Annotated in this window: 21 protein-coding genes; 8 read left to right on the top strand and 13 right to left on the bottom strand. The window is 50.8% G+C overall.

The genetic code is table 11. The features are described 5' to 3' along the window. Positions 1–79: 79 nt before the first annotated feature. On the bottom strand, positions 80–1,033 hold the full coding sequence (locus Pan241w_RS24510; protein ID WP_145220914.1) for a DNA-methyltransferase: 954 nt from the start codon (positions 1,031–1,033) through the stop codon (positions 80–82). An 894-nt stretch (positions 1,034–1,927) separates the two neighbouring features. On the opposite strand from Pan241w_RS24510, the gene Pan241w_RS24505 reads away from it, so the two are divergent. Further along, positions 1,928–2,383, top strand: a complete 456-nt coding sequence (locus Pan241w_RS24505; RefSeq protein WP_145220911.1) for an SRPBCC family protein — start codon at positions 1,928–1,930, stop codon at positions 2,381–2,383. A 28-nt stretch (positions 2,384–2,411) separates the two neighbouring features. On the opposite strand, the gene Pan241w_RS24500 is transcribed toward Pan241w_RS24505, so the two are convergent. The 5 genes from Pan241w_RS24500 to Pan241w_RS24480 form a co-directional block, all read right to left on the bottom strand. Further along, positions 2,412–2,789, bottom strand: coding sequence for a hypothetical protein (locus Pan241w_RS24500; protein ID WP_145220908.1), 378 nt, complete (start codon positions 2,787–2,789; stop codon positions 2,412–2,414). 201 nt (positions 2,790–2,990) lie between these two features. After that, complete coding sequence (locus Pan241w_RS24495) at positions 2,991–4,208, bottom strand: bifunctional lysylphosphatidylglycerol flippase/synthetase MprF (protein WP_198000130.1); 1,218 nt, start codon at positions 4,206–4,208, stop codon at positions 2,991–2,993. A gap of 183 nt (positions 4,209–4,391) precedes the next feature. Then, positions 4,392–5,291: a 2-oxo acid dehydrogenase subunit E2 gene (locus Pan241w_RS24490; protein WP_145220901.1), complete on the bottom strand. Its 900-nt coding sequence runs from the start codon at positions 5,289–5,291 to the stop codon at positions 4,392–4,394. Positions 5,292–5,354: 63 nt separating this feature from the next. Beyond that, positions 5,355–5,618, bottom strand: coding sequence for a phosphopantetheine-binding protein (locus tag Pan241w_RS24485; RefSeq protein ID WP_145220898.1), 264 nt, complete (start codon positions 5,616–5,618; stop codon positions 5,355–5,357). Between the two features lie 25 nt (positions 5,619–5,643). Further along, positions 5,644–7,206: a class I adenylate-forming enzyme family protein gene (locus Pan241w_RS24480; RefSeq protein WP_198000129.1), complete on the bottom strand. Its 1,563-nt coding sequence runs from the start codon at positions 7,204–7,206 to the stop codon at positions 5,644–5,646. A 469-nt stretch (positions 7,207–7,675) separates the two neighbouring features. Between Pan241w_RS24480 and Pan241w_RS24475 the strand changes: the two genes are divergently transcribed. Next, positions 7,676–8,641, top strand: coding sequence for a TauD/TfdA family dioxygenase (locus tag Pan241w_RS24475; RefSeq protein ID WP_145220890.1), 966 nt, complete (start codon positions 7,676–7,678; stop codon positions 8,639–8,641). 63 nt (positions 8,642–8,704) lie between these two features. Then, the gene (locus Pan241w_RS24470; RefSeq protein WP_145220888.1) at positions 8,705–9,613 is read left to right on the top strand and encodes a class I SAM-dependent methyltransferase family protein; all 909 of its coding nucleotides are present in this window, start codon (positions 8,705–8,707) and stop codon (positions 9,611–9,613) included. 32 nt (positions 9,614–9,645) lie between these two features. Here the strand turns inward: Pan241w_RS24470 and Pan241w_RS24465 are convergent, their stop codons facing one another. The 4 genes from Pan241w_RS24465 to Pan241w_RS24450 form a co-directional block, all read right to left on the bottom strand. After that, positions 9,646–11,091 (bottom strand): FAD/NAD(P)-binding protein, encoded by a 1,446-nt coding sequence (locus Pan241w_RS24465; protein WP_145220885.1) that lies wholly within the window; start codon positions 11,089–11,091, stop codon positions 9,646–9,648. Positions 11,092–11,288: 197 nt separating this feature from the next. After that, a complete protein-coding gene (yciA, locus tag Pan241w_RS24460; protein WP_145220883.1) occupies positions 11,289–11,699 on the bottom strand; it encodes an acyl-CoA thioester hydrolase YciA in 411 nt (136 codons plus the stop codon). A gap of 62 nt (positions 11,700–11,761) precedes the next feature. Next, positions 11,762–13,456, bottom strand: coding sequence for a thiamine pyrophosphate-binding protein (locus Pan241w_RS24455; protein ID WP_145220880.1), 1,695 nt, complete (start codon positions 13,454–13,456; stop codon positions 11,762–11,764). Positions 13,457–13,516: 60 nt separating this feature from the next. Further along, on the bottom strand, positions 13,517–15,187 hold the full coding sequence (locus Pan241w_RS24450) for an NAD-dependent malic enzyme (RefSeq protein WP_145220877.1): 1,671 nt from the start codon (positions 15,185–15,187) through the stop codon (positions 13,517–13,519). 314 nt (positions 15,188–15,501) lie between these two features. On the opposite strand from Pan241w_RS24450, the gene Pan241w_RS24445 reads away from it, so the two are divergent. The 5 genes from Pan241w_RS24445 to Pan241w_RS24425 all read left to right on the top strand — a co-directional run bounded on the left by Pan241w_RS24445 (position 15,502) and on the right by Pan241w_RS24425 (position 23,575). Next, positions 15,502–16,398 (top strand): carbon-nitrogen hydrolase, encoded by an 897-nt coding sequence (locus Pan241w_RS24445; protein WP_145220875.1) that lies wholly within the window; start codon positions 15,502–15,504, stop codon positions 16,396–16,398. Continuing rightward, positions 16,395–17,453: an agmatine deiminase family protein gene (locus Pan241w_RS24440; RefSeq protein WP_145220873.1), complete on the top strand. Its 1,059-nt coding sequence runs from the start codon at positions 16,395–16,397 to the stop codon at positions 17,451–17,453. The genes Pan241w_RS24445 and Pan241w_RS24440 overlap by 4 nt, the downstream gene beginning before the upstream one ends. A gap of 147 nt (positions 17,454–17,600) precedes the next feature. Then, entirely contained in the window at positions 17,601–19,706 is a 2,106-nt protein-coding gene (locus tag Pan241w_RS24435) for an acetylxylan esterase (RefSeq protein ID WP_198000128.1), read from the top strand. Positions 19,707–19,867: 161 nt separating this feature from the next. Next, positions 19,868–22,186, top strand: a complete 2,319-nt coding sequence (locus Pan241w_RS24430) for an alkaline phosphatase D family protein (RefSeq protein ID WP_145220869.1) — start codon at positions 19,868–19,870, stop codon at positions 22,184–22,186. 60 nt (positions 22,187–22,246) lie between these two features. Beyond that, positions 22,247–23,575: a Trx7/PDZ domain-containing (seleno)protein gene (locus Pan241w_RS24425; protein ID WP_145220867.1), complete on the top strand. Its 1,329-nt coding sequence runs from the start codon at positions 22,247–22,249 to the stop codon at positions 23,573–23,575. A 208-nt stretch (positions 23,576–23,783) separates the two neighbouring features. On the opposite strand, the gene Pan241w_RS24420 is transcribed toward Pan241w_RS24425, so the two are convergent. From Pan241w_RS24420 to Pan241w_RS24410, 3 genes are all read right to left on the bottom strand, one after another. After that, positions 23,784–24,683, bottom strand: a complete 900-nt coding sequence (locus tag Pan241w_RS24420) for a metallophosphoesterase family protein (RefSeq protein ID WP_145220865.1) — start codon at positions 24,681–24,683, stop codon at positions 23,784–23,786. A 100-nt stretch (positions 24,684–24,783) separates the two neighbouring features. Beyond that, positions 24,784–25,404: a DUF502 domain-containing protein gene (locus Pan241w_RS24415; RefSeq protein WP_145220858.1), complete on the bottom strand. Its 621-nt coding sequence runs from the start codon at positions 25,402–25,404 to the stop codon at positions 24,784–24,786. 59 nt (positions 25,405–25,463) lie between these two features. Further along, positions 25,464–26,831, bottom strand: coding sequence for a sulfatase family protein (locus Pan241w_RS24410; RefSeq protein ID WP_145220856.1), 1,368 nt, complete (start codon positions 26,829–26,831; stop codon positions 25,464–25,466). Between the last annotated feature and the right edge of the window lie 55 nt (positions 26,832–26,886).

Here is a 26,886-nt window from a genome sequence, read left to right as displayed (position 1 = left end):
GCGGTAGACTTGATTATAAGGAGGGGGATTTCAGAACACAACAGCCGACGTTGATGTGAGGTTGTCGAAAGAGGGGCGCTTACTCCTCTGCTAAAATCTGTTCATCCGGCTCAAGAACGTCTTCGAAGGGGTGCCCATTCTGCCAGCCGCTTTTCCCTGATTCACGCAGATATTCCAGGCGGCGGATGGAAATCTCACAGTAAATCGGATCAAGGTCTGCGGTGAGACAGCGTCGCCCCATTTGTTCACAGGCAATCAGGGTGGAGCCGGAGTGTGAAAAGAAATCAAGCACGTAATCATCAGGCTGTGAGCTCGCATGAATAATGCGTTCGGTTGATTTGAGTGGTTTTTGCGCATAGCAGCCCGATACATTTTCTTCCATTCGATAGAAGACTTGTTGAATATCAACCCAGACATTTCCGGGGCGGATATTTTCAGATCGACCTCGTTCCAGATTTTCCGTTTTTCGTCCATTAATCTTTTTGTAATAGCCACGCAAGATTTTCGGGATGTCTGTGTATTGGACTTCAAAGAATGGAGTCCCTTTGGTGTAGTACAAGAGTTCTTGTCTGACAGCCATCCAGTTCTTTTGAGTACCATAACCTCGCTGATTTCTCATGGTGATAAAAGAACGCGAATCAAACAGTCCCAGTTGCTGCATCAGAATCATGAATTGAGGTAATGGTTGGAAGTGCTGGTTTTGATCTGCGCCTAACCAGACATAAAAGGATGCATTCTCGCTCATACATTGCTCGGAAAGGCGGACCCACTCTGCACACCAGTCAATAAACGCATCTACATTCCGCAAATCAAAGGCGACCAGATTATAGGGGGGATCATGAATGGCAAGCGAGGCTCGGTCGTTGCGGACGAGCTCCTGAATTTGTTGGGGATTTGTAGCATCCGCACAAGCCACCCGATGGAGACCTTCAGGGTCTTCCCAAACCTCGCCTGATGTAAGCCTGCAATGAGGAATTAAACGCTCTCTGAGTTGTGGATCTTCATCAAGACGGGGCAAAGGGTTATTTTTCATATGCTTGTCTTCCTTAACAACGATTCCTCTTTAGTAGTCATCTCAAGATATGATCGAGGCAGTATAAATAAATTGATAATGTTTGAAATCTCAGCTTCGTTAAAACGCGATCCGGTCATTATTGCTGATAAGAATGATAGAGGGGGGATGTGTTCAATAGAATAGATCTGCCTGTGCATGTCCGGTACGTGCGAACATTATGTGGTATGTTAAAAATCAGGAAATGCAAAAACTTGGATGGATCAGAGTTCGAGTTGAACAACGAGTCTCTCAATGTTAACCCCCCGGATGGTATTGATGTTCGATATAAGTTGCTTGGGGATCAAAAAATTTAAAACAGGAAAGCGCAATCTCATTACCCCGGTTTATCTGAAACAGAATTGTCGTGTTTTCTGTACGTCTTGTCATCAAGGAAAACGAGTAGTTGATTGTAGAATCATACTCATGACAAAAGAGATTGTTTGTGAAGATCAGACTTGGCTCCCTGTGAATCAGTTCGATGACTCTGATCATTTATTAGAGGAATCTTGGGAGTAAGTTTGTTTCAATTTATTTCAAAGTAAGAAACCGAATTTGGAAGATTCATTTAGAATCTCATGCCTGAAAAACGAATAGCGCATTTGTATATGCTTGTCGAGTCTCATCTGCAACGGGGGTTTCTGCGAGAATTCGGTTTTGTTTTTCATTTGCTGGTCGTTTTCTACAGCAATCTCAACTTCCACTCTCTTTAATGAAGCAGGATCTTGTTTCTGAAGCAATTTTCTGATCCAGAGAACAGACCTTGTGTTGTCTGTTTGGCAGTGTGAGTTGGACCAGGCTTGCGATGAATTTTAATTCCCCGCATACTTAATGGCAGAAGATTCTTCACTCATTTTGAAAAGAGCGATGTGACCGATGCAGCTGGAACTCACCGAAAAAATAAAGCTTGATGCTCCCTCAGAGATCATTCATGACTGGCTCAGTAATCTGGAAAACTGGCCAAAGATTAATGAAAAAATCAGGTCCATTGCCGTAGATGGGAATAAATGTATTGGCCAGCTCGAATTTAAAGGGAGGACCGTCGATTTTGCTGGGATGGTTCCCGAAGACAATGACCCGTCGAATGTGATCTGCAATATCGTTGTGCAGGCAGATGAGAAATTGAAGGAGCCGGAGCATTTCTCGGTAATCTATGAAATCACTCCCAAGGGAAGCCAAACCCAGGTGATTGAGCGGATCATTTTTGAAAAAGAAATCCCTTTCTGGGGATGGCTGCTGATCAAGTTGATTATGAAACTGGGAAAACCGACAGGCTTGACCAATCTGCAACAAATCAAAGAACACATTAACACGGAAGAGGGATCTGATTGATCAATCGAATTCAAAGTTGAACAGAAGCCTATTTTTTCTGTTTCAACACGAACTCACCATAGTAGCCGATATTCGAGCGGTATTTTCCGCTCAGGGTGGCACCCTTCATAAAGCCCGTCCATTGATATTTGTGGCCACGAATTGTGGCATCACCGGTCAGATTCAGCTGCTGCCCTTTTGCCTGTGATCGAAAGGTTGCTTGATACTTGAACGGGTCCCCTTTGAACAAGCCTGTGAAAGTCGCTTTCCAGATTCCTTTTTCATCGGATGTCGCCACACACTTGAGAGGACCGGTTGTGTTATACTTGCGATTATTCCACTTCCCCTCCCAGGTTCGTGTTTCTCCTGCTTCCAGCAAACAGAACGGCTGCAGCGCAAAGCACACCAACAGAATAAAACGTGCCATTGTGTTTCCCCTTTTGATCAACTGATTCAGTTTGAATACGGACAGGATTTCCTGCCCGTTCCTCAAGTACTTCGTCAAAACAAGAGGGAATGCGACAATTTGAGAACCGCAAGAAGAATCAAAGTTTCTGCTGATTTCACTGACCGGCAGAAACTCTTTTAACAGCAGTTAGTTACGAAAAGTGCATGTGCCCGAAGTATGTCAGGCACTCCGTTTTAACTTTCGATCTTTTTCGCCAGGCTGTTCGTGTTTTGTTGCTGAAACGCTTTTATTACCCTGGGTCAAATTCTTACGTAAAGACCGTTTACGGAGTTGTTCATAGATATTACGCGCGAGTCTTCCATAGTGCAGATTCAGTACGCCCGTTGTACTGGCAAATGCCAGCACGGAACCGATCGTGACTTTGGGATACACGCAGGCAAAGCGTTTTTCATATTCTGGTCGAAATCGGCTTTTGAAGTGACGCAGACCTGTAAAATCAAAAATGCTGGTCAGGTGCTTTTCGGCAAAGGCCAGTCCCTGTCGAACCAGAAAACTGTCTCCTGGTAGCGGATGGCAATCTCGTCCCAGATCCAGACAGAGTCCGGCTCGTTGCACTCCTTCCTGTTTCAGCTGTTGCAGAACGTGATGGATCAAAAACGCCATGGTGCCTTTTACGGAATCGAGCCGATGCCGATAAAGCTCGGTGGCCCAGCCGGTCCCGTTCAGAATGGGATTACAGATTACGAAGCCTTCAATACGCCCTTCCCGGCGGGCAATGAATAGTCTACGCAGACCCAGTTCGTGATTATCAATCCGTCCTTCAAAAAACTGCATCGCTTTTTTTTGTGGTTTGCGAGTCAGTGATTCATTTGCGACTTGAATTACCTCTGAGATGATTTCGAACCACTGTACCGGATGCAGCTGTTCGGGACGTACTTCGCAAGCGGTTACCCCTTGTCGTAAACAGTAATTGGTCTGTCTGCGAACCCATTCGTAATCCTTCCCGCGCCAGGTGCAGGTTTCCAGATTTATCATTGGGTCCTCACCCCATTTCGTAATCTGAAACTGAAAGTCCTGAAACAAGGAGAGGTCTTGCTCACCGATATTATGAAACGCAATCGAGAGCCGATTCTGTCTGGCGAATTCCAGAAACTCTGCCACCAGTTGGGGCTTGTGATCATCGGGAGCGATTAAGCCTCCACCAATGATGACATGATTTCTCCAGCGTTTGTAAGAAATCAGTCCGCGACGACCGCGCGACCAGAATCTGAGTCGCCCCGGTTCCGACGCCAGATAAGAATCAAAATATCGACCATGCTGAAAAATAAAATCTCGTAATTCCGACTCTGAGATCTCTTGATCAGAATCAGGGACGCATGGCAAAAGTTGTGTGCTATTGTCATCAGAGGACTGACGATGAGAGGAATCAATTCTCACTGACAGATCTTGAAAAGGAAATTCGTATAACATTTCGTCTTCAGTTCTCTGATGTAAATTATGTTGGCTTTGCTTTCGCTGATTCAGGCCGAATTTTGGGCTGGGATCAGATGCGGACATCAAAATAACTCCGTTTCCTGGTGTAGATCTTAAAATGGTGTTTCCTGGAGAATTTCTTCGCGGTCAGGCGGCCGCTCGCTGTTCGCTAAAACTGTGGTCCTGAACCAGAGATTGGGGATTCGCTAAATAGGAACGCAATGTATTGATAAACGCTGCAGACTGATTTCCATTGACCATTCGGTGATCGAGTCGCACGAACAGGGACGCCTGTTTTCGAATCAAAATCTGATCTTCGATGGCCACGGGCCGCGGCTCAGTCGGTCCCATCGTGACGGCAATGCTGTAGGAGTTCATCGGCAGAGAGGCAGGCTTATGCGCAATCAGAGGGGGAGCACCGGGAAATCCCAGATAATTGACAAACGCCCCGGCATGGTTCAACCCCTGTTGCCAAGGCCAGATTGTGGGGGCACGCAACCAGTTTCCGGCTGTAAACCCCAGACTGCAGGTATGCAGTATCCAGGAAAGTCGTAAGCGTTTTCCTAATTGAATGCAGCGGTTTTTTAATGTATTTCCCTCTTTGCTTCGTTTACGTTCATCCGCCGTATTGAGTGCCTTTTCCCGGGCTGCCTCCCAGAAAAATCTGGCAACGCCATCTAGAGAGAAATCCTCGGCATTCCGCATGAATACACAGTCCACTTCGCCGGTACTTGTTTGCAGCATCGGCATTACAATATTCACCCCCTCGTACTGAAAGACTTTACGGCCTACAACACGCCGATTGACCTCGGGATGTTGACGCAGACTTTCTGTCACCGCACGAATCAACACGTGGGCGGGGGTGACCAGCGAATTCCCTTGTTGGCTTCTCTGTTCTTCCAGAAAGGGTCCCATTTCTTCCATATCGACAGTGGTTCCCCAGACCAGCATGGGATCACAACGTAGCGAGGTACTTCCCAGATAAGTGGTGTTAATCCAACCAATTTCAGAAAGTGGTACAGGTTTATTATGTGTTGCCCAGTACATGGAATCGTGGCCTGAATGAGAGTCGTAAGAGAAGAATGACGTTTGTGATAACTGTCTGTGAACTTAAGCAGCCTCTGTTTGATTTTGGGTAGCCAACCGATTGGCGATTAAATTTGCTATCGTTTCCGGGTTTTTGAACAGCTCAGGTTTGATGTCCTGGAATTCAAGACGGAGATGAAATTCTGATTCCACAAAGACCAGCAAATCCATCATGGTCAAAGAATCGAGCAATCCGGAATCAAGCAGGTCTGTGCTTGCGGTCAGATCTTGCTGTCCGGTTACGGATCGTAAAAAGTCAGTCACTTGGTTTTGTATTGATGAGTCCATGTTTCATTCCTTTTATCTAGTCTCGTTATTGTTTCAACAGTTGCTGATTTTTCTCGATATCTTTCATCAGTTGAGAGAGCCGCTGTCGATCCACTTTCATGGCATGGTTTAACGGAAAATTATTGACGATGTGGATATGATCCGGGACCATCTGTCGCGGCAGATTTTTGCGGCAAACAGTGATCATTTCAGAAACGGATAATTCTGGCTCATTGACGGCTGGCTTGATGTATAACGCCAATCGAGTTCCGACATTTTTCGATTCGAAAGGGATAGCGACGGCCTGCGCGATCGGAAACGATCGCATGGCAAATTCTTCCAGATCAGCCGGATGAACTCGATAGCCAGAAATCTTGACCAGCGAGTTACGGCGGCCTTTGATGAAAATCCACCCCGTCTCATCCGTCGTTGCCAGATCACCCGTGTATAGCCAGCCACCTCGAATTCGTTCTCTTGTGCTGGCTGGATCTCCCCAGTACCCCAGCATGAGATTCGGCCCCTGGGCACGCAGTTCGCCTACTGTTGCAGGTTCTACAGGCTGTCCGCTTTCATCGACTACTTCCAGTGTCACTTGGGGAATGGCCTGTCCGATACATCCTGCCGAAACATTCGCTAATTGTTCGGGAGGGACATAAGCTAACCGGGCCGTGGCTTCGGTCTGCCCATACATCACGAAAAAACGGGCAGGTGAAATTGATCGACTGATATCAACGGAAAGTGAATGCTCCAGCGCTCCTCCCGCGACACTCATATATTTGAGCGAAGGCGTTTCCGTCTGTCCGAAGGAGGTCCGTTCCAGCAGAATCCGAAATAAGTCGGGAACAGCTGACAGACTCGTGCATTGATGTTGATTCAATGCTTCAATGATGCTTTCCGGGAATGTCGTATTACCATCGAGAACTAAATGTGCCCCCAGTAACAGGTGGGACTGCAAAACCGAATTCCCGAATGCATGATGAAAGGGGAGCACGCATAAAGGGCGCTCCGATGCATCAAACTCAAGATACTCCTGGATTGACTGTGCGTTCGAAATCAAATTTGAATGGCTCAGCATGACACCTTTGGGAGTGCCACTGGAACCTGCCGTAAAAAAAATCGCAGCCAGATCAGTCGGAATATTATTGGAATGAGCAGAGAGCACACAGTCTGAATCCCGGTGCTCGTCACCTGGAGAGTCTGTGTTTTGAAGCTGCTGCAGGTCTGGACGTCGTTTAATGACCTGGGGAGTTGTGATAACCTGTGTTGCGTTCGTGGATTTGAGAATCTTTTCAAACGTGCCGCTCTCCAGGTTGATGGCCAGCGGTACAACCACCCCTTGTGCCATCAGAATACCGTAAAAGGCGGCAATATATTCGACCGAGTTTGGCGTCAGGAGCAGCACACGATTCCCAGGCTGAAAGCCGGGACTGTTTCGCAGTTGCTGAGCAATCCGATGCACTGCGGTCAGAAGGCTGTGGTAACTCCAGGATGTGCTGGCAGTCGAGACGGCGAGAGAGCTGGCGCGTTTTTCTGCGATTTCAGAGAATAAGTCTGCGAGATTGGTAGAGGTCGATTCCGCATGACATGAGGATGTGCCGGAGTCAGGCAATCTAACGGATTGCTTGCATAGATTGATGAAAATCAATTCTGAGATCATGTCAGTCGAACAGCACATAGTAAACAACCTGTTACAGGAAAAGGAGCCGCAATCCGTTCCTGAGTTGAGAGTAGTTCCAATCTTTCTTTACTGAACTGGACCAATAAACAGACTTGGGGGATTACCCTCATTACTATCGGAACTTCTGTCACTTTAAGACTCATTAAACTGAACAGCGTATGAGTTTTTCATCTTGTTTTCCGGCTACATTTCCTAGGTTCCCTATTTATTCGCGACTGGGAGAAATGGGATGGATGAAATGGGGTTGAGGCAGAGGGATTTACTTTAAGCCAGGAGAGAACTATTATCCCCGCAAAATCAATATGTGACTGGGAGGGACCTAATGTCATCGATTGATTTTCTTTGGATAAAAATATAGCTCTCGTCACTTAAGGACAGCCACGGATTGGGGACATAGCAGATGGAACTCAAGACATCTTTTTTAGAGCAAGTAGGTGAGCTTCCTTGTATCGTTGAACCCACTGAGTCAGGTAAAGCAACTCTCGATCAGTTGTTGGATCAGATTGCTGTAGAACAGAATTGGGTCAATCAGACCATTTTGGAAAAGGGGGGCGTCCTGTTTCGCGGTTTTCGAATTCAGGAAACGGAAGAATTTCAACGCGTTGCCCAAGCACTGATTCCGGAACTGAAACCGTATGTTGAAGGGCAATCTCCACGCACCAAAGTGACGGGGAACGTGTATACTTCGACTGAATTCCCGGCACAGTTTCGGATTACCCTGCACAACGAATTATCCTATACGAAAGCACCGCCCCCAAGAATTGTCTTTCACTGTCATATTGCACCCGAGACAGGGGGAGAAACACCCATCGTTGATTGTCGCAAGCTCTATCAGTCCATGCCGCCCGAGACACTTACCCGGTTTGAAGAACGAGGGGTCCGGTATGTGAAAAACATGCATGGACAGGAACGGGGCATTGGGAAATCGTGGATGGAATACTTTGAGACCAGTGACCGTGATCAGGTGGAAGCCTATCTCAAAGAAAATGACATTGAGTTTGAATGGACAGAGGATGGTAATTTGAGGACCTGGTCGATTCGCCCCGCCACGATTCCTCATCCCGTCACTGCGGAAATGCTCTGGTTTAATCAGGCCGACTTGTGGCACATTACCAATGTCAACGAACGCAATCGCGCGCAGATGTTACAACGTTTCGGCGAAGAGAATTTGCCGACGCATGCGTACTTCGGAGATGGTTCACCGATTACCGATGAAGATCTGGAAGCGGTCAGGAAAACACTGTGGGAGCAGGCAGTGATCTTTCCCTGGGAGCAGGGAGATGTTCTGGCGCTTGACAATTTCAGTGTCGCTCACGGCCGCATGCCTTACGAGGGACCTCGCAAAATTCTGGTTGCCATGGGATGACTTATTTCTCGTGAGAGAAAATCAACCGAGATCGACGACCAATCTGGATAGGGAAAAACGGGAATGTCTGTGATCAATTCTGGCAGTGCTACATTAGAAACTCTGCAGCAGTCGGAAATCTGGGTTCCCCCCGATTTAAATCAATCGCTGGAAACAATGCCCTTCTCCCTGCGAATCGGTGGTTGGTTGGCGAATCCCTACAAAAATTATCTGCTACCAGTTCCGTGGCTAAAACGCCTGCTCAAGTCCAGTGAGAGCGAATTGCTTGAGGAGACCTTTCGACGTCCGGGTGGCTGGCGTACGATGGAGATGATGTATCGTAACAGTCAATCGGTTGACTCGTTAGACCGACAGGCTTTAAGGGATAATCCCATTGCGCGTGCCTCTCGCAATCGGTTGCAGATCGTCACTCGAATATTGATGGATTTAATGACACAATATGCTTCAAAAGAAAAGGTCACTGTCGTTGGCGTGGGAGCAGGTCCCGGCCGTCATGTGCAGACCGCGATATCTCGACTGCATTTCAATGCCGATCAGATTACCGCCTATCTGATTGACCTTGATGATGACGCATTCGAGTATGGTCATCGTTTTTCACAGCAACTGGGAATCGCCGATTGCATCCACTTCTTACAGGGAGACGCGCGGCAGATTCACGAAGTCTTACCCGATGTGCAACCACACATCGTCAAACTGATCGGCCTGGTAGAATATCTCGACGATACACAATTGTTAGAGTTACTGGGGGTGTTGCATGAAGTCATACTGCCCGGCGGAACTCTGATCACGCATGGCTTAGTCGATCCTTACAACGGCAGTCCATTTCTCAAACGTGTCTTTGGTTTACAACATGTAAAACGGAGTGCAGACGATATACACCGACTATTAGAATCGGCAGGATTTCGTACGGTCGATCAGGTGACAGAGCCGATGCAAATTTATCCCATCATCACCGTGGTGAAGGATGCGTAGGCATCCCGGACGCATATTCTCGGCGATCACTGTTAAATGTAGTATTCGATCACGTGCTCTTCTTCAACCGAGATTCGATAATCGTGTCCCGGGGTGACCATCGTCACATCGTCCAGTAACAGTTGCGCCACGCGCATCGCCTGGCCGCGCAATTCCGGAACCGCCGTTGTTTCCCAGAGTGTACCTTTCATCAAGGGACCAATGGCAAACAGGAACTCAGAGTGATTTCCTTCCCCATCAATGACGGCAAAGTCGGCACCGACGTCGATCCCCATGTCCAATTCATCTGGACGAATCAGCCCGCGTTTCAGCAGGTTCTGGAACAGCGGCACGCTGGTGTCGGAAAAACCGCAATTCGGGCCGGTGCAATTGATGACCAGTCCCCCTTCCAGGATTTGTTCTCCGCCAGTTTTATTCTGCACGCTGACGCACACTTTGTCATCCTGCGCACTGAGGCCGGTGATTCTTCCTCTTACAACTCTTAAACGGCCTTCCGTGATCGCTTCAGTAATCCGCTGGTGGATCGGCTGGGCAATCCGGTGGCGGATGACATTCCAGCGTGCTGCATAGCGTTTGAGAAATTCCTGTTTTTCTTCAAGCTGAAATTTTTGCCAGATCCGTTGCGTATGTGGTCTCAGTCGGTCAACCACAATGCCGGGGTTCTCACCAATTCGTTGCAGTTGACGACAATGTTTTTCCAGCAACTGCACCAGATTATCCAGCCCCAGGTTTTCTGGCTCTTCTGGCAGAAAATCGGGATATTCAATCCCGCGAAAGTGGGCCTGTGGAATCATGCCGTTATGCGAGATCGCAATCATATTGCCTTCCCACTCCATTTCGCTGAGCGTCAGGAAGACATCAATCATCGAAAGGCCGGTTCCCAGAACAATCAGATCTTCCTGGGGATCCGGGATTTTTTCCATCCAATTTCCCCACGGATCGGGAGAGTAGGCTGCATGTGAAAATGCGCCCTCTGCCAGCGTCGAGGGAGGTTGATTCCCCGTAGCCAGTAACACGCGGTCTGCTTCGAGGGTAGTTCCATCTTTGAGCGTAATTTCAGCGCAGCCATCGAAGTTGAATTCAATGTCGACCGCTTCGCTTTCGATCACTTGAATTTCCGCCGGATGATGGCTGTCGATCGGCTGCATGTAGGTTGAAAGGATACTACGCAGATAGTCGCCGTAGATGCGGCGCGGCACATACGTTTCACGCAGCTGAGGATCTGGGAGGTCACTATAGTCAACACGGGTGCGGAGCCAGTCCAGGAAATGATTGGCATGATCGGGGACGGCTGACATGTTTCGCGCCGCGACATTCAGTAAATGCTCTTCGCGTTTCGTGCCATAAGCAACACCGCGGCCCAAAGGATATTTATCATTAATCAGTTGAATACAAAGCGGGCTATTACTCAAGCGTGCCAGGTTCACAGCCGCCATTGTTCCACTAAAGCCACCACCAATTATCGCCACTTTTTTCATCAGTATCTGGTCCTTTCACACTCATCACAGACAACAGGAATCGATCCTTCGTCAGGGAGTGCTTCACGCTGAATGATTGCGGGTGTATTGACATTGATCAGACTCAGAGAGTCCTTTCAATTGTACCCACAATATCTGCTGAATAACAGGCAGACAAACAGTTTCACGTTTCAAGTGACAGTGGAATTTGATACCGTTCAGCAACCATGTTTGACAATCGGCGTTTTTTTGCCGTGTTTATCAATGGCCACATACGTGAAATCCGCCTCGGTCACTTTGAAGTAGGGGCAGTTTGAATCTTCGTGCCGCAGCACCGGTTCGACCCAGACTTCAAGTTGCAGCCTCATTGACGTGGTTCCGATTTTTTCCACCGTTCCATAACAGCTGACCACATCCCCCACTTTGACTGGGCGGATGAATTTCATCGTCTCAACGGCAATGGTTACCGTGCGGGTTCCCGAAATTTCTTTCGACAGAATCCCGCCGGCGATATCCATTTGCGACATGATCCAGCCGCCAAAAATGTCACCGTTGGCATTGGTGTCAGCGGGCATTGCCAGCGTGCGCAGAATCAGTTTGCCTTCCGGCAGATCACAGGCTTCTTCCATAGCGACTCAATCCCCTTTATAACCAGTCGCGGATTTTCACAGTATGAGGCGACACTGTTTGTTTAAGCAAAACGTGGCGGACGACCATTGTTTTTCGCCACGTGTCCTCCCCAGACGAGCAGGTTCTTACTGCAGTCATCCCGGTCAATAGCGACTTCAATCAACGCCGGGCCATTATGCGAAACGGCGTTTTTGATCGCTTCATCCAGTTCCCCTTCGGTAGTGGCCTGACAGCTCCAGCCGTTCCCGTCTTCCGCGTTGAAAACTTTGACCAGATCGGCGTAGTTCCAGTTCTTGATGGTATTATACGGGCCGTCATGAATTTCCACTTCAATTGTATAACCGCGATTGTTCATCAGAAAAATGATCGGCTTAAGGTCATAACGAATGATGGTTGAGACTTCCTGCGCCGTCAGTTGGAACGAGCCATCCCCGATCAGCGCAATCGGACGTCGATCGGGGGCGCCGACACTGTAGCCAAGCGTGGCACCCACAGACCAGCCAATCGAACCGTATTGCATCTGCACTTCGAATCGGGAGCCGGTGGGCAAATTCAGCTGCATTCCGTTGAACCAGGAATCGCCGGTTTCGGCAATCACGGTTGAGTCGGAGCCTAACATGTTTTGAATGCGTGAAAACAGTTGTCGCGTGGAGAGTGGCGTCTCAGGATCGCCGGGGGAGAGTGGAGTGGCCTGTTCTTGAATGCGTTTAAACGCGATCATGGAACCGTCGTTTGATTTGATTTTTGTAGACAGTTCCTCCAGGAATTCAGCCAGTTTGACATTACTGAATGTCTGATTGGGAAAGACCACACTGTTGGGACGAGCTTGAATGACTTTGGTCGGATCGATCAAAGCCGCATGACCGGTCGTTGTGTAATCGGTAAATGTCCCGCCAGCAAACAGGCAGAGGTCGGAGGAATCGACAATCTCACCACATCCGGGTGAACCAACGGGCCCCCAATAGGTTCCCATGTAATGTGGATGCTGCTCGTCAAACATGCCTTTGGCGTTGGGCATGCTGGCGATCGCATAACCGGACGCGTCGGCCAGTTTATGAAAGCTGGTTTCAGCACCGAACGAGCGCAATTTGACGCCTGAGACCAGCACCGGTTTGGTCGCAGCATTCAGCATTTCTGCTGCACGCTCAACGGCGGCTTTCAATGAAACTGGATCACTGGCGGTCGGTCCGCCGAAGGAACGCACATTGGGTGCGGAAGTCACGGCTGACGCGATGTTGCAGGCAATTTCAATATACACGGGTTTGCGGAACCGGAGCGCGGTCTGAATCGCATGGTCGATTTGCGTGGGCGCTTCGCGCGGGTCGTGAATCGTGACTGCTTCCGCTGTGACTTTGGAAAAAATCTCGCGCTGATAGTCGTAATCCAGTTCACCCAACGTGTGATGGAGCATTTCAAACTCGGCTTCCGAGTTGGTGTTCGGCCCGCCTGAAACGGCAATCACCGGCAGATCTTCGGCATACGCACCAGCGACGGCATTCAGCAGACTCAATCCGCCGACACTGTAAGTCACGAAGACCGCACTCGCACCGCCGGTCGCCCGGCAATACCCGTCGGCAGCATAACCGGCGTTCAATTCGTTGCAGCAGGAAATCATTTTCAGGTTTTTATTTTCCAGCAGCTTGTCCAGCAGGACAAGATTGTAGTCTCCCGGCACCGCGAAATAGTGCTGTAAGCCGATTTCTTCCAGTCGGGAAGCCAGATAAGAACCAACGGTAGTAGTACAATGATCAGACATGAAAGTTCCTTCTATCAATGAATGCGTGCATGCGCCTGGGATATCAAATGTTGGGCTCTGTTAGTACTCGGGGGTCCACATGGTCTCTTCGATCCGCTGGTCGATTTCTTCGGCAGTGATGGAATCAGCCACGCCGGCTTCGATGGCTGCCGCAGCGACTGCCCGGGCAATCTTGCGTCCAACCTCGCGGATTGTCGTCAGAGAGGGGAGCAACGAAGCCGTGGGATCTTTCAGTGCCGGTGATGTTTCTTTCAAGGCAAACGCCGCCGCCATAAACATCGAATCGGTCACCCGGCGTGCCCGCGATGCCAGAATTCCCAGTCCCATCGCCGGGAAGATATAACTGTTATTACATTGAGCGATGTAATGGGTCACGCCATTATATTCGACCGGATCAAAGGGGCTCCCCGTTGCAATCACCGCTTTACCATCGGTCCAGTTCAGCAGATCCGTGGGAGTGGCCTCGGCTCGGGAAGTCGGATTGGAAAGCGGAAAGATCACGGGGCGCTCTGAATGTTTTGCCATTTCGCGAATGATTTCTTCGGTAAAGGCCCCCGTTTGTCCCGTGGCGCCAACGAGAACGCCGGGCTTGCTGTTCCGCACGACATCCGCAAACGAAATGGTGCCTGTTACATCACAGTCCCAGTCTTTTAGATTTTCGGGTGACTGTGCCAGTTGCTGATGCAGTGGATCCAGATCCGTCCTGCCGGAGTGAAGCAGACCGTCCCGATCAATTACATAAAAATGGGAACGGGCTTCGGCTTCCGAATGCCCGTTGTCGAGCATGGCCTGTTTCAATTGCAGGCAGATTCCTACGCCAGCCGAACCTGCTCCCAACATCACGATGTTCTGATCTACCAGTTTGCCGCCCGCAGCTGTAATCGCTGCGAGAATCGTTCCCGTTGTCACAGCGGCGGTGCCTTGAATGTCATCATTGAACGTACACAAATCATCGCGGTACTTATCAATAATTCGTTCCGCATCCACAGACGCAAAATCTTCCCACTGCAGGAGCACGTGTGGAAACCGTTTTTTGACAGCCGTCACAAACTGTTCAATAAAGGCGTCGTATTCCGCGCCCTTGATCCGGTTTTCCCGCCAGCCGATATAACGCGGGTCGTCCAGGCGTTCCTGATTATTCGTTCCCAGATCCAGGACAATGGGCAAAGTTTTCGCAGGATCAACACCGCCACACAGTGTGTAGAGTGATAATTTACCGATCGGAATCCCCATGCCTCCTACGCCCTGGTCGCCCAGACCGAGAATGCGTTCGCCGTCGGTGACGACGATGACGGCAACATCGTGTTCGATGTTTTCAAAGATCGCATCCATCGAGTCGCGTTCGGGGTACGAAATGAAAATTCCCCGTGGCCTGCGGTAGATATGGCTGAACCGCTGGCACGCCAGACCGACGACGGGCGTATACACGATGGGCATCATTTCGGTAATGTGTTCCAGCAGCAGACGATAGAACAACGTTTCGTTTTCATCCTGAAGCTGTCTCAGAAAAATATGCTTGTCGATATCGGTGTGGAAATCACAGAAGGCTTCATAAGCCCGTGCTTCCTGTTCCTCCAGAGTATCCACATGCGGGGGGAGCAATCCCAAAAGGCCATGCTTGATCCGTTCTTCCTGGGTGAAGGCAGTCCCTTTATTCAGGAGCGGATCTTCGATCAGCAGTACCCCGCGTTTTTCAATAGTAAATTCCTCTGTTGACCGTCCTGAATTCATGCTTAGGTTGTCCCGATGTGAATATGACGTGGGTTGATGATGAGTCGACCGTATGCAGTTCCCTGCGGGGTCTCTGAAGTCTGCCATAGAATAGTAGAAAAGCCGTCAGTCTGTCGATGTTACTCTTGAGAAACTGACCGGATTTCGGAAAGCCCCTGATTTTCTGCCTGGAAACAGGTGAAGTTTCTAATGCACTGCTTGCAACTCCGAATCAGATATCGTAAATATCAGGTCCTCTGGATTGATCTGGTTTTCTATCGCGTCGTCAGCCGGATTACAGGTTGCTCCCTTCATGTTCCCGGAAAAAAGATCTTATGGTTCGCCACTTCAAAATTGCTCTGGTGCAGGTATCGCTCAACGGACTGCCTGACCAGAACCTGTCAAAGTGTCTCGCGTGGGTTCGTGTCGCCGCCGAGCAAGGGGGACAGGTGATCTGTCTGCCCGAGCTTTACAGCTCCTTTTATTTCTGTCAGAAAGAGACCACAAAATATTTTGAGTTCGCCGAGCCGCTGTATGACAAATCGTTTACCGCGTTCAGCGAACTGGCGAAAGAGCTGGGCGTGGTCATCATTGTGCCCTTCTTTGAAAAGCGAACCGAAGGCCTGTATCACAACAGCGCCTACATTATCGACGCGGATGGCAGCGAAGCAGGCCTGTATCGCAAGATGCATATTCCCGATGATCCCTGCTTCTACGAAAAGTTTTATTTCACGCCCGGCGATCTGGGCTTCAAAGCCGTACAAACACAGTTTGGAAAAATTGGCACGTTGATCTGCTGGGATCAGTGGTTCCCCGAAGGTGCCCGGATTACCGCACTGAGCGGTGCGAATGTGCTCGTTTATCCAACGGCCATCGGCTGGCATCCGCATGAAAAAGCCGAGCACGGCCCGAGGCAGCACGATTCCTGGATGACGATTCAACGCAGCCACGCGATTGCGAATGGCACGTTCGTTGCGGCCGTTAACCGGGTTGGTTTTGAGCAGCCGGAACCGGATCAGCCGGGGCTGGAGTTCTGGGGTTCCTCATTCATCTGTGGTCCACAGGGGGAAATCCTCGCCCAGGCCTCCACAGACGAAGAAGAAATTTTAATCGCAGAAGTGAACCTGGATCTGATGGCGGAAGTCCGCCAGAACTGGCCGTTCCTCCGCGACCGCCGGATTGACGCATACGGCAATATCCTGAAGCTCTATCACGATGAATCGTCTCCATGAGCGAGATTACGCGCAGACTGCCCGCCGAGTGGGAGCCGCATCAGGCCACCCTGCTCTGCTTTCCGCATAATGGCAATGACTGGCCCGGTAAGTACGAAGTCGTCAAATGGGCCTTCGTCGAAATCATTCGCAAGGTCGCGGAGTTCGAACGCGTGCTGCTGGTTGTGAAGTCGGAAGAACAGCAGCAGAAAGTCGACGCGATGCTTCGGCAGGCGCACGCTGACACAGAACAAGTTAAGTACATCGTTCAAAACACGAACCGCAGCTGGATGCGCGATTCAGGTCCGATCGTGGTACAGCGGAGTGACGGCAAACGCGAGGCACTGCAGTTCCGCTTTAACGGCTGGGCCAAATATGCCAATCATCGGCTAGACTGGCAGATCCCGTCCGCCGTCGCGAAGGCGTTGAAGGTGCCTTTAACGGAAGTGGTCTATCAAGATCATCCAGTTGTTCTGGAAGGAGGGGCGATCGAAGTTAACGGACGCGGGACTCTGATCACGACCGAAGAATGTCTGCTCGATCAGAAAGTCCAAGTCCGCAACCCGGGTTTCACCAAAGAAGATTACGCGGCGATCTTTCAGGAATACCTAGGCGTGACGAATGTCATCTGGCTGGGGGACGGCATCGAAGGAGATGACACGCACGGCCACGTGGATGACATCTGCCGCTTTGTGAATCCGACGACGGTGGTTGCCTGTGTGGAATCGAATAAAAAAGACGTCAATCAGCGCCGTCTGGAACACAATCTCGACCGTCTGAAACAGGCGCGGTTAGAAGACGGCAGCAAACTCAATGTCGTACCCATGCCCATGCCGGGGCGGCTCGACTTTGAAGAGTTACGGCTCCCTGCCAGCTATGTGAATTTTCTGGTCACGAATGGTTGTGTGCTGGTACCGACGTTCAATGATCCGAACGACGCACAGGCACTCGGTATTCTCAGCGAACTTTATCCTGACCGACAAGTGATTGGCATTCATGCCGTCGATCTGGTCTGGGGACTGGGAACGCTGCACTGCCTGAGCCACGAGATCACGGCGGCTGTGGCGAAAAAATAACGAATTCGCCTTCGATTTTCAGGAATCGATTGAGTCTGGCCTGGATTACGGGTACGATAAATAAGGATTGTTTATTTATCCGCGAATGGCTGTTTCCTACCCTTGCCTACACAACCCTCCCGAATTCCTGCTGTTGAGGTCATGACCATGAATCGACTGCTGTCGCTGATCGTTCTGTTTTCTGTTCTCGTTGTTTCTCTGATTTCGGAAGCGGCGGAAGACTTGAATGTATTGCCCCCGTTGGATGGAGAAGCAGCCGAGTCCGGCCTGGTCTATCACGCTCTGCAAAAGCGCGCTCATGAAGCGTTTGCCAATCGGAAGGCGGCGTATGAGGAAATTAAAACTGCCGAAGACTGTTTAGCCTACCAGAAACGGATGCAGGAATTCTTTCGTTCTCAGATCGGCGGATTCCCTGAACGGACGCCGTTAAATCCGCGCGTGATTGGTAAGTTAAAAGGGGACGGCTTTCACGTTGAGAATGTGATCTATGAAAGCTGGCCCGGACATCATGTGACCGCCAATTTGTATCTGCCAGACTCCAAACCCCCTTATCCGGGCGTACTGGTTCCCTGTGGACACAGTCACAACGGGAAAGCCGCCGATGGTTATCAGCGAGCCTGTATCCTGCTGGCGAAAAACGGAATGGCGGCGCTCTGTTATGATCCCATCGGTCAGGGGGAACGCTATCAGGTGCTCTCGGAACAGCCCAATGAATTTTTCCGCGGCGGCAGTCGCTATCGTCCGCCTCATCCCCAGGTTCAGTTTTACTGCACGGCAGAGCATACGCTGATGTCGGTCAGTTCGATTCCGCTGGGCAGCAACTCGGCCCGTTATCGGATCTGGGACGGCATGCGGAGCATTGACTACCTGGTCAGTCGTCCGGAGATTGACGCGAAACGGATTGGCTGCACCGGAAACTCAGGCGGCGGAACGCTGACCAGCTATATTATGGCCCTTGATGAGCGTGTGCAGGCTGCGGCTCCGGTCTGTTATTCCACCATGTTTCGATATCTGGTCGATTTCAACGGGCCTCAAGATGGCGAGCAGGTGATTTTCGGTCAACTCGCTTACGGCATGGACATCACCGACTACACGTTGATGCGGGCTCCCAAGCCGACGCTGATCTGTGCCGGCACACATGACCGCACGTTCAAAATCGACGGCACCTGGGAACTATTCCGCGAAGCCAAACGCTTTTATACACGCATGGGTTATGCCGAGCGGGTTGATATCATAGAAGCCGACGCGCCGCATGGTTTCACGATTCAATTGCGTGAAGGTTCGGCCCGCTGGATGAATCGCTGGCTGATGCATAAAGAAAATCCGATTTTCGAAGGGGATCTGCCCGTCTTCACCGATGAAGAACTGCAGTGTTCGCAGTCGGGGCAGATTCTGCTCGACGCTGGCGAGCGTTCGCTGTTTGAGATCAATGACGGTCTGAATCAACATCTGGCGAAAGACCGGGCTGAGTTGTGGAACAGCGGCGATCTCAAAACGCTGCGTGATCGCGTGCGTGAAGTGAGCGGTGTCAAAAAACTCGGTGAGTTGCTACGACCAGAGTTCAAAGAAGTGGGTAGCATTCAACGACCCGATTATCAGATCACGAAGCTGATCATTAAGCCCGGGCATGGCGTGCCTCTGCCGGCTTTGTTGTTTCAGCCAAAAGAACGGTCGGGAGAACTGGTTCTGTATCTGCACGGCGGTGGTAAAGATGTTGACGCGGGAGCAGGAGCCGCCATTGAACAACGGGTGAAACAGGGAGACGTGGTCCTGGCGGTTGATGTACGCTGCATTGGTGAAACGTCGCGCAAGAACAATCGGAAGATCGGCTGGTCGCACGGCTTGCTCGGCCCCAATTATCATGAATGGGCGCTGGCCAATCTGCTGGGCAATTCGATGGTCAAGCTGCGGGCGGAAGACATTCTGGTCGCGGCGCGGTTTCTGTCGGAAACGCAATCAAAGAACAAACCGGAGCCGGTCGTCCTGACGGCCATTGGAGAAACGGCGATCCCCGCGCTGCATGCGGCAGCTCTTGAGCCAGCTATGTTTTCGAAGGTCAATCTGAGCCAGATGATTCCCTCCTGGGGGGCTGTTGTGAAAACGCCGGAAACGCAGAACCAGCTGATCAATACGGTGCACGGGGCGTTAAAAGTGTATGACTTGCCAGAACTGATCAAATTAGCCGGCGAAACGAAAGTCAAAATCACTCAGCCTGCAGGCGTGACGGATGATCTGGCGGTGAAAGCCCCTTAGGCCAGCTCCCGGTTTCTAAACAACTTTAAACAGCGGTTCATTCTTTGAACCACGCTGGACAAAGCCCGCTGCGCCCCTAATAATAACTATTCCACTCTCATTAAATTCATATTCTTACCGCCACGAAGATCGGCGGTTTGTGCTCGATAGGAGATACATTGATGCAATCATTGACCCGCCGAATGGCTCTCAAACTGTTTGCCTTGGGTACGACATTCTTCGGTTTGAAAAAATCGCACACTTTGGAAGCCGCAGAACAGAAGAGTGACTCTTCTGTCATGGGACGTTGGAATAAGACGAACGACCGAGTCTGGCTGGGTGAAGAATTTTGGGCTAATCCGATGGAAGACTGGCGGATTGTCGATGGTGCCGCCGAGTGCCAGACGACTGCAGGCAGCCGCAATATTCAACTGTTGACACATCAACTCACCAATGTGCGTGCTCCCTTTACGATGTCGGTGCATGTCAAACAGGTCGAAGTCAAACAACAGGATGGCGGCGTTGGTTTTCGTGTGGGAGTCAAAAGTGATCTCAACGAATACCGCAGCAATTGTTTTGCGAAAAGCGGTATCAAGGCCGGCGTGGTGAACGGAAAACTGGTGCTGGGAAATAAAGAACAGAAGCTCAAACAGCCAGTGGATATGAAGGATTGTGTGTTGACACTCACCGGAAAACCGGATGGCGATAAATATTCGCTGACGCTGCTGGTGACTCAATCAGAGTCCGATAAACCGCTGGGAACATTGTCACAGACATTTCCTCCGCAGGCAGTGCTCGGAAATGTGGCGCTGGTCAGTAACTTTGATGCACGATTCAAACGTCAGATCGGCGCCCGGTATCGCTTCAGCGACTGGTCTGTTGATGGTAAAGCATTCACAGTCTCACCCGAACATAAGTTTGGACCGATTTTATGGTCGCAGTATACCCTCAGCGATTCCCGCAGCGATGATGGTTTCGTGATGAAAATCAGCGCGCTGACCGGGCCATTGGGCGAGAAGGATAATAAAGACGTTGAACTGCTGATCAAGCAGGGAGACGCCTGGAAATCACTGGGCACCGCGACACTCGACACCGATGCCTGGACGGCGACGTTCCGGATTCCGAATTGGAACGAAAAGGAAGCCACTCCCTTCAAGCTGGTCTATAAAGAGAACCATACTGACGGAACCGAAACGACGAATGAGCGAACAGGCATCATTCGTGCCAATCCCTCAGGGCGTCCGCTGAAGTTGGGCGCGTTGACCTGCCAGAAAGATTATGGGTTCCCCTACGAACCGGTGGCGAATAACCTGCTCAAAGTCGATCCCGATCTGCTGTACTTCTCGGGTGATCAGTTATACGAAGATCATGGCGGCTTCGGTTTGATTCGTGATCCCGCTGTACCTGCGATATTGAACTACCTCCGTAAATTCTACATGCACGGCTGGGCGTTCGGTGAAGCGATGCGAGATCGTCCCACGGTTTGCATTCCCGATGACCACGATGTGTTCCAAGGGAATATCTGGGGAGAAGGTGGCATGAAGATGAAAGAAGGGACCACCTCTTCAAACGGCGGATACCGGGAGCCGGCGCGGATGGTGAATGTCGTGCACAAAACCTGTGCCGGCCATCATCCCGATTATTATGATCCGACCCCCTGCAAACAGGGGATCAGCGTCTATTACGGCGATATGGTGTATGGCGACGTCAGCTTTGCCATTCTGGGAGATCGGCAATTCAAAAGCGGTCCCGAACACGTTGATACCGGCAGCGGCCGCGCCGACCATGTGACGGATCCCAATTTCGATACCTCCAAACTGGATAAGCCGGGACTGGAATTACTGGGCGAGCGACAGGAAAAATTCCTGGAACACTGGTGTGATGACTGGCGGGGACACGCGCTCAAGGTCTTATTTAGCCAGACCGTCTTTTCCGGCGTCGCCACGCATCATGGTGGTTATAATGGATATCTCAAGGCGGATCTCGATTCCGGCGGCTGGCCGCAGACGGCCCGCAATCGGACGGTGCGCATTCTACGAAAAGGGATGCCTCTGCATGTGAACGGGGATCAGCATCTGACCTCACTTTCACAATATGGAGCCGACGCACAGCGCGACGGCAGCTGGTCTTTCTGCACACCCGCGATTTCCGCCGGTTATCCCCGCTGGTGGCGGCCCGATGAAGTGGGCATGCCGCACAAGAATCGGCCACAGCACGGCTTGCCGAACACGGGAGAATATCTGGATGGCCTGGGCAACAAGGTCTACGTCTATGCAATCGGAAATCCGGAACCGGGTACCGAAAAGAACCGCTATGATCTGGCCCATCAGAAAGGGAGTGGTTTCGGTCTGGTATTGATTGACCCGGAACAGAAAACCTATACGATTCACTCTTATCGTTTTCTGATTGATGCCACCGATGGAAAACCGGGTAACGAGTTTCCGGGTTGGCCGGTGACGTTGCATCAGAAAGAAAATGGTGGTGCAAACCAGCTGCAGTAACGAGTACGAAAGTCGACGTGTCTGATTCCTTTTAACCCGCCGGTGTCAGGAGATGGAACGATGCTGAAGAACATTTGTGTCTGTGTTATAGTTTTTTTGACGACGACTTCAATTTCCTTAGCACAAACGCGTGAAGAAAAAGTTCGTCAGGATCGTGAGAAAGTCGAAGCGGGCGGTTATTGGATCTACAACGATCTGCAGCAGGGCTTCGCACAGGCAGAGAAAACAAAACAGCCTATGCTGGTTGTGCTGCGCTGCATCCCCTGCGAAGAGTGCGTGAAGCTGGACGAAGAACTGATGGAGAAAGATCCTCAGTTGAAGCCACTGATGGACCAGTTTGTGCGTGTGCGGCTGATCTCGACTAACGGTCTGGATCTGTCGCTGTTTCAGTATGACTACGATCAATCGTTCGCAGTGTTCCTGCTGAATGCAGACCGCACGATTTACGGCCGGTTTGGCACACGCTCGCATCATACACTCTGGTCGGAAGATGTTTCGATCGAAGGGCTGGCACAGGCGATGCAGGGGGCTTTGAAACTGCACGCGAACTATGACACCGTCAAAGCATCACTGAAAGACAAACAGGGTAAGCAGCCCGAGGTATCCTCTCCAGAGAAATTTCCTCTGTTGGCAGGGAAGTATCGTTCACGAATCAATGAGAAAACAGACATCGTCAAAAGTTGTATTCACTGTCATCAGGTGGGCGACGCACAGCGGGACTTTTATTTACGTCAACAAAAGCCGCTGCCGGAACGGATTCTGTTTCAGTATCCACATCCCAAAATTCTGGGGCTGATTCTGGACCCCACGCAGAAAGCGACCGTGAAAGAAGTAGAGGAAAACTCGATCGCTTCGAAATCCGGTTTTCAACCCGGCGATGAAATCCTGACTTTGTCGGGACAGCCTCTGCTCTCGATTGCCGATGTGCAGTGGGTGCTGCATCACGCAGGGGAGCAGGACAAACTGAAAGCAGACGTAAAGCGGAATGGGAAACCGCTGAAGCTGACCATCGCGCTGCCAAAAGGTTGGAAGCGAAGCGATGATTTGTCCTGGCGGGTGAGTAGCTGGCCGCTCCGGCGGATGGTGCTGGGGGGAGCCGTTCTGGAACCGACGACCGCCGAACAACGCAAGCAGGCAGGTTTAACCGAAGACGCCCCGATGGCGCTGCATATTCGTGGTCTGGGGAAATATGGTTTGCATGCGACCGCCCGACGTTCCGGATTCAAAGTCGGCGATATTATTATCGGGTTCAATGGGAAAACAGATCTGGCTCGCGAGACGGATTTACTGGCTTACGGGGTGAATGCACTGCAGCCTGGACAAACCGCCGAGGTGACGGTGGTCCGAGGCAAGAAGCAAGTGCAGTTAAAACTTCCGCGGCAGAAATAGGTAGCGTTTATTTATTGGTTTTGAATGTGATTCCCAGGACCGCTACCTAACCCCGTTCGGTTTTAACCGCGGCTAACGCCGTGCGGCTGATTTTGTTTCTTGTACTTTGCCAGCCGGAATGACTTATTAGCCGAAGGGCGTTAGCCCCGGTTCTTCCTCATTTCTAAGGACAATTCGAATTAAGAAACGCTACTTGGCTGTGTTACCGTTAACGCCAGGTGAGCGTTTTCGTTTGCTGGTTCCAGCTATGTTTGGGATCGGTGGTGCGCGTGGTGAGTGTGACGCCGTTCGGGCTCAGTTTCGCAACGGTCCAGCCGGTCGTGGAGAGTTTGGGGTTTGCGACGTAAGACGTGGCCGGCGTGTTAAGAATATGAATGCCTTTGTGTTCGGCGTTGCCGCGATCGTGGATGTGCCCGTGAATGTAGGCTTTGACCTGCTTGCGCGGTGCCAGGATCTCCCACAGTTCGACCGAGTCGGTTAAGCCACCCGGAAAATGATTCGGATCGCCGCCGAGTCGTGGATTGTGATGTGTAACGATGATCGCGGGCTTATCTGCGTGTGCGTCGAGCGCATTGGTCAGCCAGGTGCGCTGTTCCTCGCCCAGCGTTCCCTGTGTGACCATCGTTTTGTGCAGCGAATCGAGCAGGAAGAAGTTTGCATGTTTTGTCTGGACGACGGAAATGTGTTTCGATTTGACTGGCGGCGTGGCTGGTTTTTCTTCCTCCATCACACCGTAAAAGACGTCGCGTTCGTCATGATTCCCCAGCGTCAGATGCGTGTCGATTTTCGCTTCACGTAATGGGCGGATTAGTTTGGCGAAGTGACGATAGTCGCCGGGCTGACCGTCTTTTAATGCCAAGTCGCCGTTAATCAATACGCAGGCCGGTTTCTGTTCGAGGTTCACCAGTTCGCTGACTGCCTGTCGCAAATGACTGGGGACCGGAGAGTTCGTCGGATGCTTTTCACCAATGTGCGTGTCGTTCAACAGATAGACCAGATCTTCCGACTGGTTTTCACTGGCAAAGGCGCCGGTGCTATAAGTGATGAATCCTGCTCCTAATGTGAACAGGAATTGACGACGGTTCTGGGCGGGCAGATGTACGGGCATGGCTGGGTCTCCACGTTGGAATTGATTCAGGTAGGAATGTGCGGAAGTTCGATAATTTTATCCTACTCGACGCACGGACCAGGCGAAACCGAAACTTCGATTAATTTTGTGTGAGCGGTGGTTGCTGATCGAGCAATTGCAGTGATTCTCGGCCCATGCGTTCGCAGATGCCGAGTGCTTCGGAAAAGGGGATGTCCAGTGTTTCGACGCGATCAGGAGTCATGAAGATCACGCAGCCGGACCAGGGATCGGGGGAGCCGGGCAGGTAAATTGAGATCAGGGGACCTTCAGTGCGCTCGGCTTGAAAGGCAATCCGGGTGACGTCATTAAAGCGGACGAGGACCGGAATCATTTCCGGTTTATTATGATCGCCGCCGATGCTGCCTTTGAGTTGCTCCCGATAAATGGCATAACGGGGGAAGAGCAAAATCAGATTCTTTTCGACGAAACGCGAGAGCTTTTTACCAATCGACCAGCGGGCAATCAGGCCGGCGGCAAAACACATCAGGAGGACAATGCCGATCGAGAGGGCAATTAACATCGCGATGCCGGCGGGAGTTTTCACAGGAATATAGTCGGAGAGCACTTCCGCCACGGTCAGCACGATGGGCACAATCTGGCCAACCAGGGCACCGATGACGATCAACGGGAGCAGAAAGATCAGGCCCCCAATGGCGGTGGTTTTCAGGAACCCGAAACTCTTTGTGACGTGCTGTGACATAAGTTGAATATCTTTGCTGTTAGATTAGATTGTCGCGTTGAGAGATCTGCTACTGAAGCCTAAGGTGATAATTGATCGGCAATTTCATCTCGACGTTTCTGGAACTCTGCCAGTTTTTCTGCTTTGTGTTGCTTCTGGTTCTGCTTCTCATAAGGGTCGGTTTTAAGGTCGAACAGAAATTCTTCGCCCGCTTCGTTCTGGATATATTTCCAGTCTCCTTGTCGCAACGCGGTCCAGCGGCCCCGTTTTAATTCTTCATGTGGACCCAGTTGCCAGAATAGTTCTCTCTTTCCGACAGGCGTTTGTTGAGTGAGCAGACCGGAGATATCCTGACCATCCAAGGTTAACCCATCGGTTTTTACATTGGCAAACTGGCAGATTGTGGGAAACAGGTCCAGCGCCCAGGTGACTTCGTTTGTTTCTGTCGCTGCTTTAATCTTTCCAGGCCAGCGCATGATGCAGGGAACGCGAATCCCCCCTTCAAACAGCGTGGCTTTCGCACCGCGATAGGGGTGATTACTGCCACCATAGACGTAGGTGCCGCCGTGATCTGTCATGAAAATGACCAGCGTGTTTTTATCCAGTCCGTTGTTTTTGAGAGTTGCCATCACGCGTCCAATGCCATCATCCAGCGCGACGGTCATGGCAGCGAATTCGCGGCGGACTTTGTCTTTAATGCTGCCGACCCGCTTCAAATCGGCTCCTTGTGGCTGCATGATATTTACGGGGCTTTGATCGCCGGGAGACCAGCCTTTCCCAAAATGCGGGGCGTTATAAGACAGGAACAGAAAAAAGGGTTTGCTCGCTGTGCGCTGTGCTTTCAAAAAATGTTCTGCTTCTTCGGTGATTAAATCGGTCGCGTACCCATTTTCGGAAACATGCTGCTGGTTGTGATACCAGTCGGGGAGATTACCATACGTCATTGTGAAATAGTCAATGCAGCCGCCCGTGTGTCCTCGGAACAGATCAAAGCCGTGGGAGGTTGGCAGGAAGGAATTCGCACCGTGACCCAGATGCCATTTTCCGATCAATGCGGTCTGATAACCGTTCTTTTGGAGAACGTCCGCGATGGTGGTTTCACCGGGTTGAATGCCGCGATTTCGATCAACGTCGCTCATAAACATCAACGCGCCGAGCAACTGGTCTTTTGAGCGACTCGGATTGCGGCCCGTCAGGATTCCAAAACGGGAAGGAGTGCAAATCGCGGAAGCCGAATAATATTGCCGAAACAGCAGGCCCTCTTTCGCCAGTTGATCGATGTGCGGAGTGGGAATTTCACTTCCATAACAGCCGACATCGTTGATGCCCTGATCGTCGGTAAAAATGATCAGGAAATTCGGCTGTTCTGCTGCCTTCGAAAAAGTGAGTGGGGCGAACAAAAACAGAATGAACAGCAGAGACCAGCCTCGGGAATGGTGCGATATCATATTTTAGCCAACGTGAGTTGAGTCATTCATTGGAAACACGGATCAACGAAATCCA

It is taken from the genome of Gimesia alba (genome assembly GCF_007744675.1).
Lineage (GTDB): Bacteria > Planctomycetota > Planctomycetia > Planctomycetales > Planctomycetaceae > Gimesia > Gimesia alba.
The sequence above is the reverse complement of the archived record's forward strand: the minus strand, read 5'-3'. Positions and strand labels throughout refer to the sequence as shown.

What these genes read in the sequence shown, in the direction of transcription:
- yciA (WP_145220883.1), bottom strand. Translation starts at nt 11,699, where the DNA reads ATGGAAGAAGCCTGTGATCTGCCGGAAGGCAAACTGATTCTGCGCACG.
- Pan241w_RS24430 (WP_145220869.1), top strand. Translation starts at nt 19,868, where the DNA reads ATGCAATCATTGACCCGCCGAATGGCTCTCAAACTGTTTGCCTTGGGT.
- Pan241w_RS24485 (WP_145220898.1), bottom strand. Translation starts at nt 5,618, where the DNA reads ATGGACTCATCAATACAAAACCAAGTGACTGACTTTTTACGATCCGTA.
- Pan241w_RS24420 (WP_145220865.1), bottom strand. Translation starts at nt 24,683, where the DNA reads ATGCCCGTACATCTGCCCGCCCAGAACCGTCGTCAATTCCTGTTCACA.
- Pan241w_RS24510 (WP_145220914.1), bottom strand. Translation starts at nt 1,033, where the DNA reads ATGAAAAATAACCCTTTGCCCCGTCTTGATGAAGATCCACAACTCAGA.
- Pan241w_RS24445 (WP_145220875.1), top strand. Translation starts at nt 15,502, where the DNA reads ATGGTTCGCCACTTCAAAATTGCTCTGGTGCAGGTATCGCTCAACGGA.
- Pan241w_RS24415 (WP_145220858.1), bottom strand. Translation starts at nt 25,404, where the DNA reads ATGTCACAGCACGTCACAAAGAGTTTCGGGTTCCTGAAAACCACCGCC.
- Pan241w_RS24505 (WP_145220911.1), top strand. Translation starts at nt 1,928, where the DNA reads ATGCAGCTGGAACTCACCGAAAAAATAAAGCTTGATGCTCCCTCAGAG.
- Pan241w_RS24425 (WP_145220867.1), top strand. Translation starts at nt 22,247, where the DNA reads ATGCTGAAGAACATTTGTGTCTGTGTTATAGTTTTTTTGACGACGACT.
- Pan241w_RS24500 (WP_145220908.1), bottom strand. Translation starts at nt 2,789, where the DNA reads ATGGCACGTTTTATTCTGTTGGTGTGCTTTGCGCTGCAGCCGTTCTGT.
- Pan241w_RS24465 (WP_145220885.1), bottom strand. Translation starts at nt 11,091, where the DNA reads ATGAAAAAAGTGGCGATAATTGGTGGTGGCTTTAGTGGAACAATGGCG.
- Pan241w_RS24470 (WP_145220888.1), top strand. Translation starts at nt 8,705, where the DNA reads ATGTCTGTGATCAATTCTGGCAGTGCTACATTAGAAACTCTGCAGCAG.
- Pan241w_RS24450 (WP_145220877.1), bottom strand. Translation starts at nt 15,187, where the DNA reads ATGAATTCAGGACGGTCAACAGAGGAATTTACTATTGAAAAACGCGGG.
- Pan241w_RS24435 (WP_198000128.1), top strand. Translation starts at nt 17,601, where the DNA reads ATGAATCGACTGCTGTCGCTGATCGTTCTGTTTTCTGTTCTCGTTGTT.
- Pan241w_RS24475 (WP_145220890.1), top strand. Translation starts at nt 7,676, where the DNA reads ATGGAACTCAAGACATCTTTTTTAGAGCAAGTAGGTGAGCTTCCTTGT.
- Pan241w_RS24410 (WP_145220856.1), bottom strand. Translation starts at nt 26,831, where the DNA reads ATGATATCGCACCATTCCCGAGGCTGGTCTCTGCTGTTCATTCTGTTT.
- Pan241w_RS24440 (WP_145220873.1), top strand. Translation starts at nt 16,395, where the DNA reads ATGAGCGAGATTACGCGCAGACTGCCCGCCGAGTGGGAGCCGCATCAG.
- Pan241w_RS24455 (WP_145220880.1), bottom strand. Translation starts at nt 13,456, where the DNA reads ATGTCTGATCATTGTACTACTACCGTTGGTTCTTATCTGGCTTCCCGA.
- Pan241w_RS24490 (WP_145220901.1), bottom strand. Translation starts at nt 5,291, where the DNA reads ATGTACTGGGCAACACATAATAAACCTGTACCACTTTCTGAAATTGGT.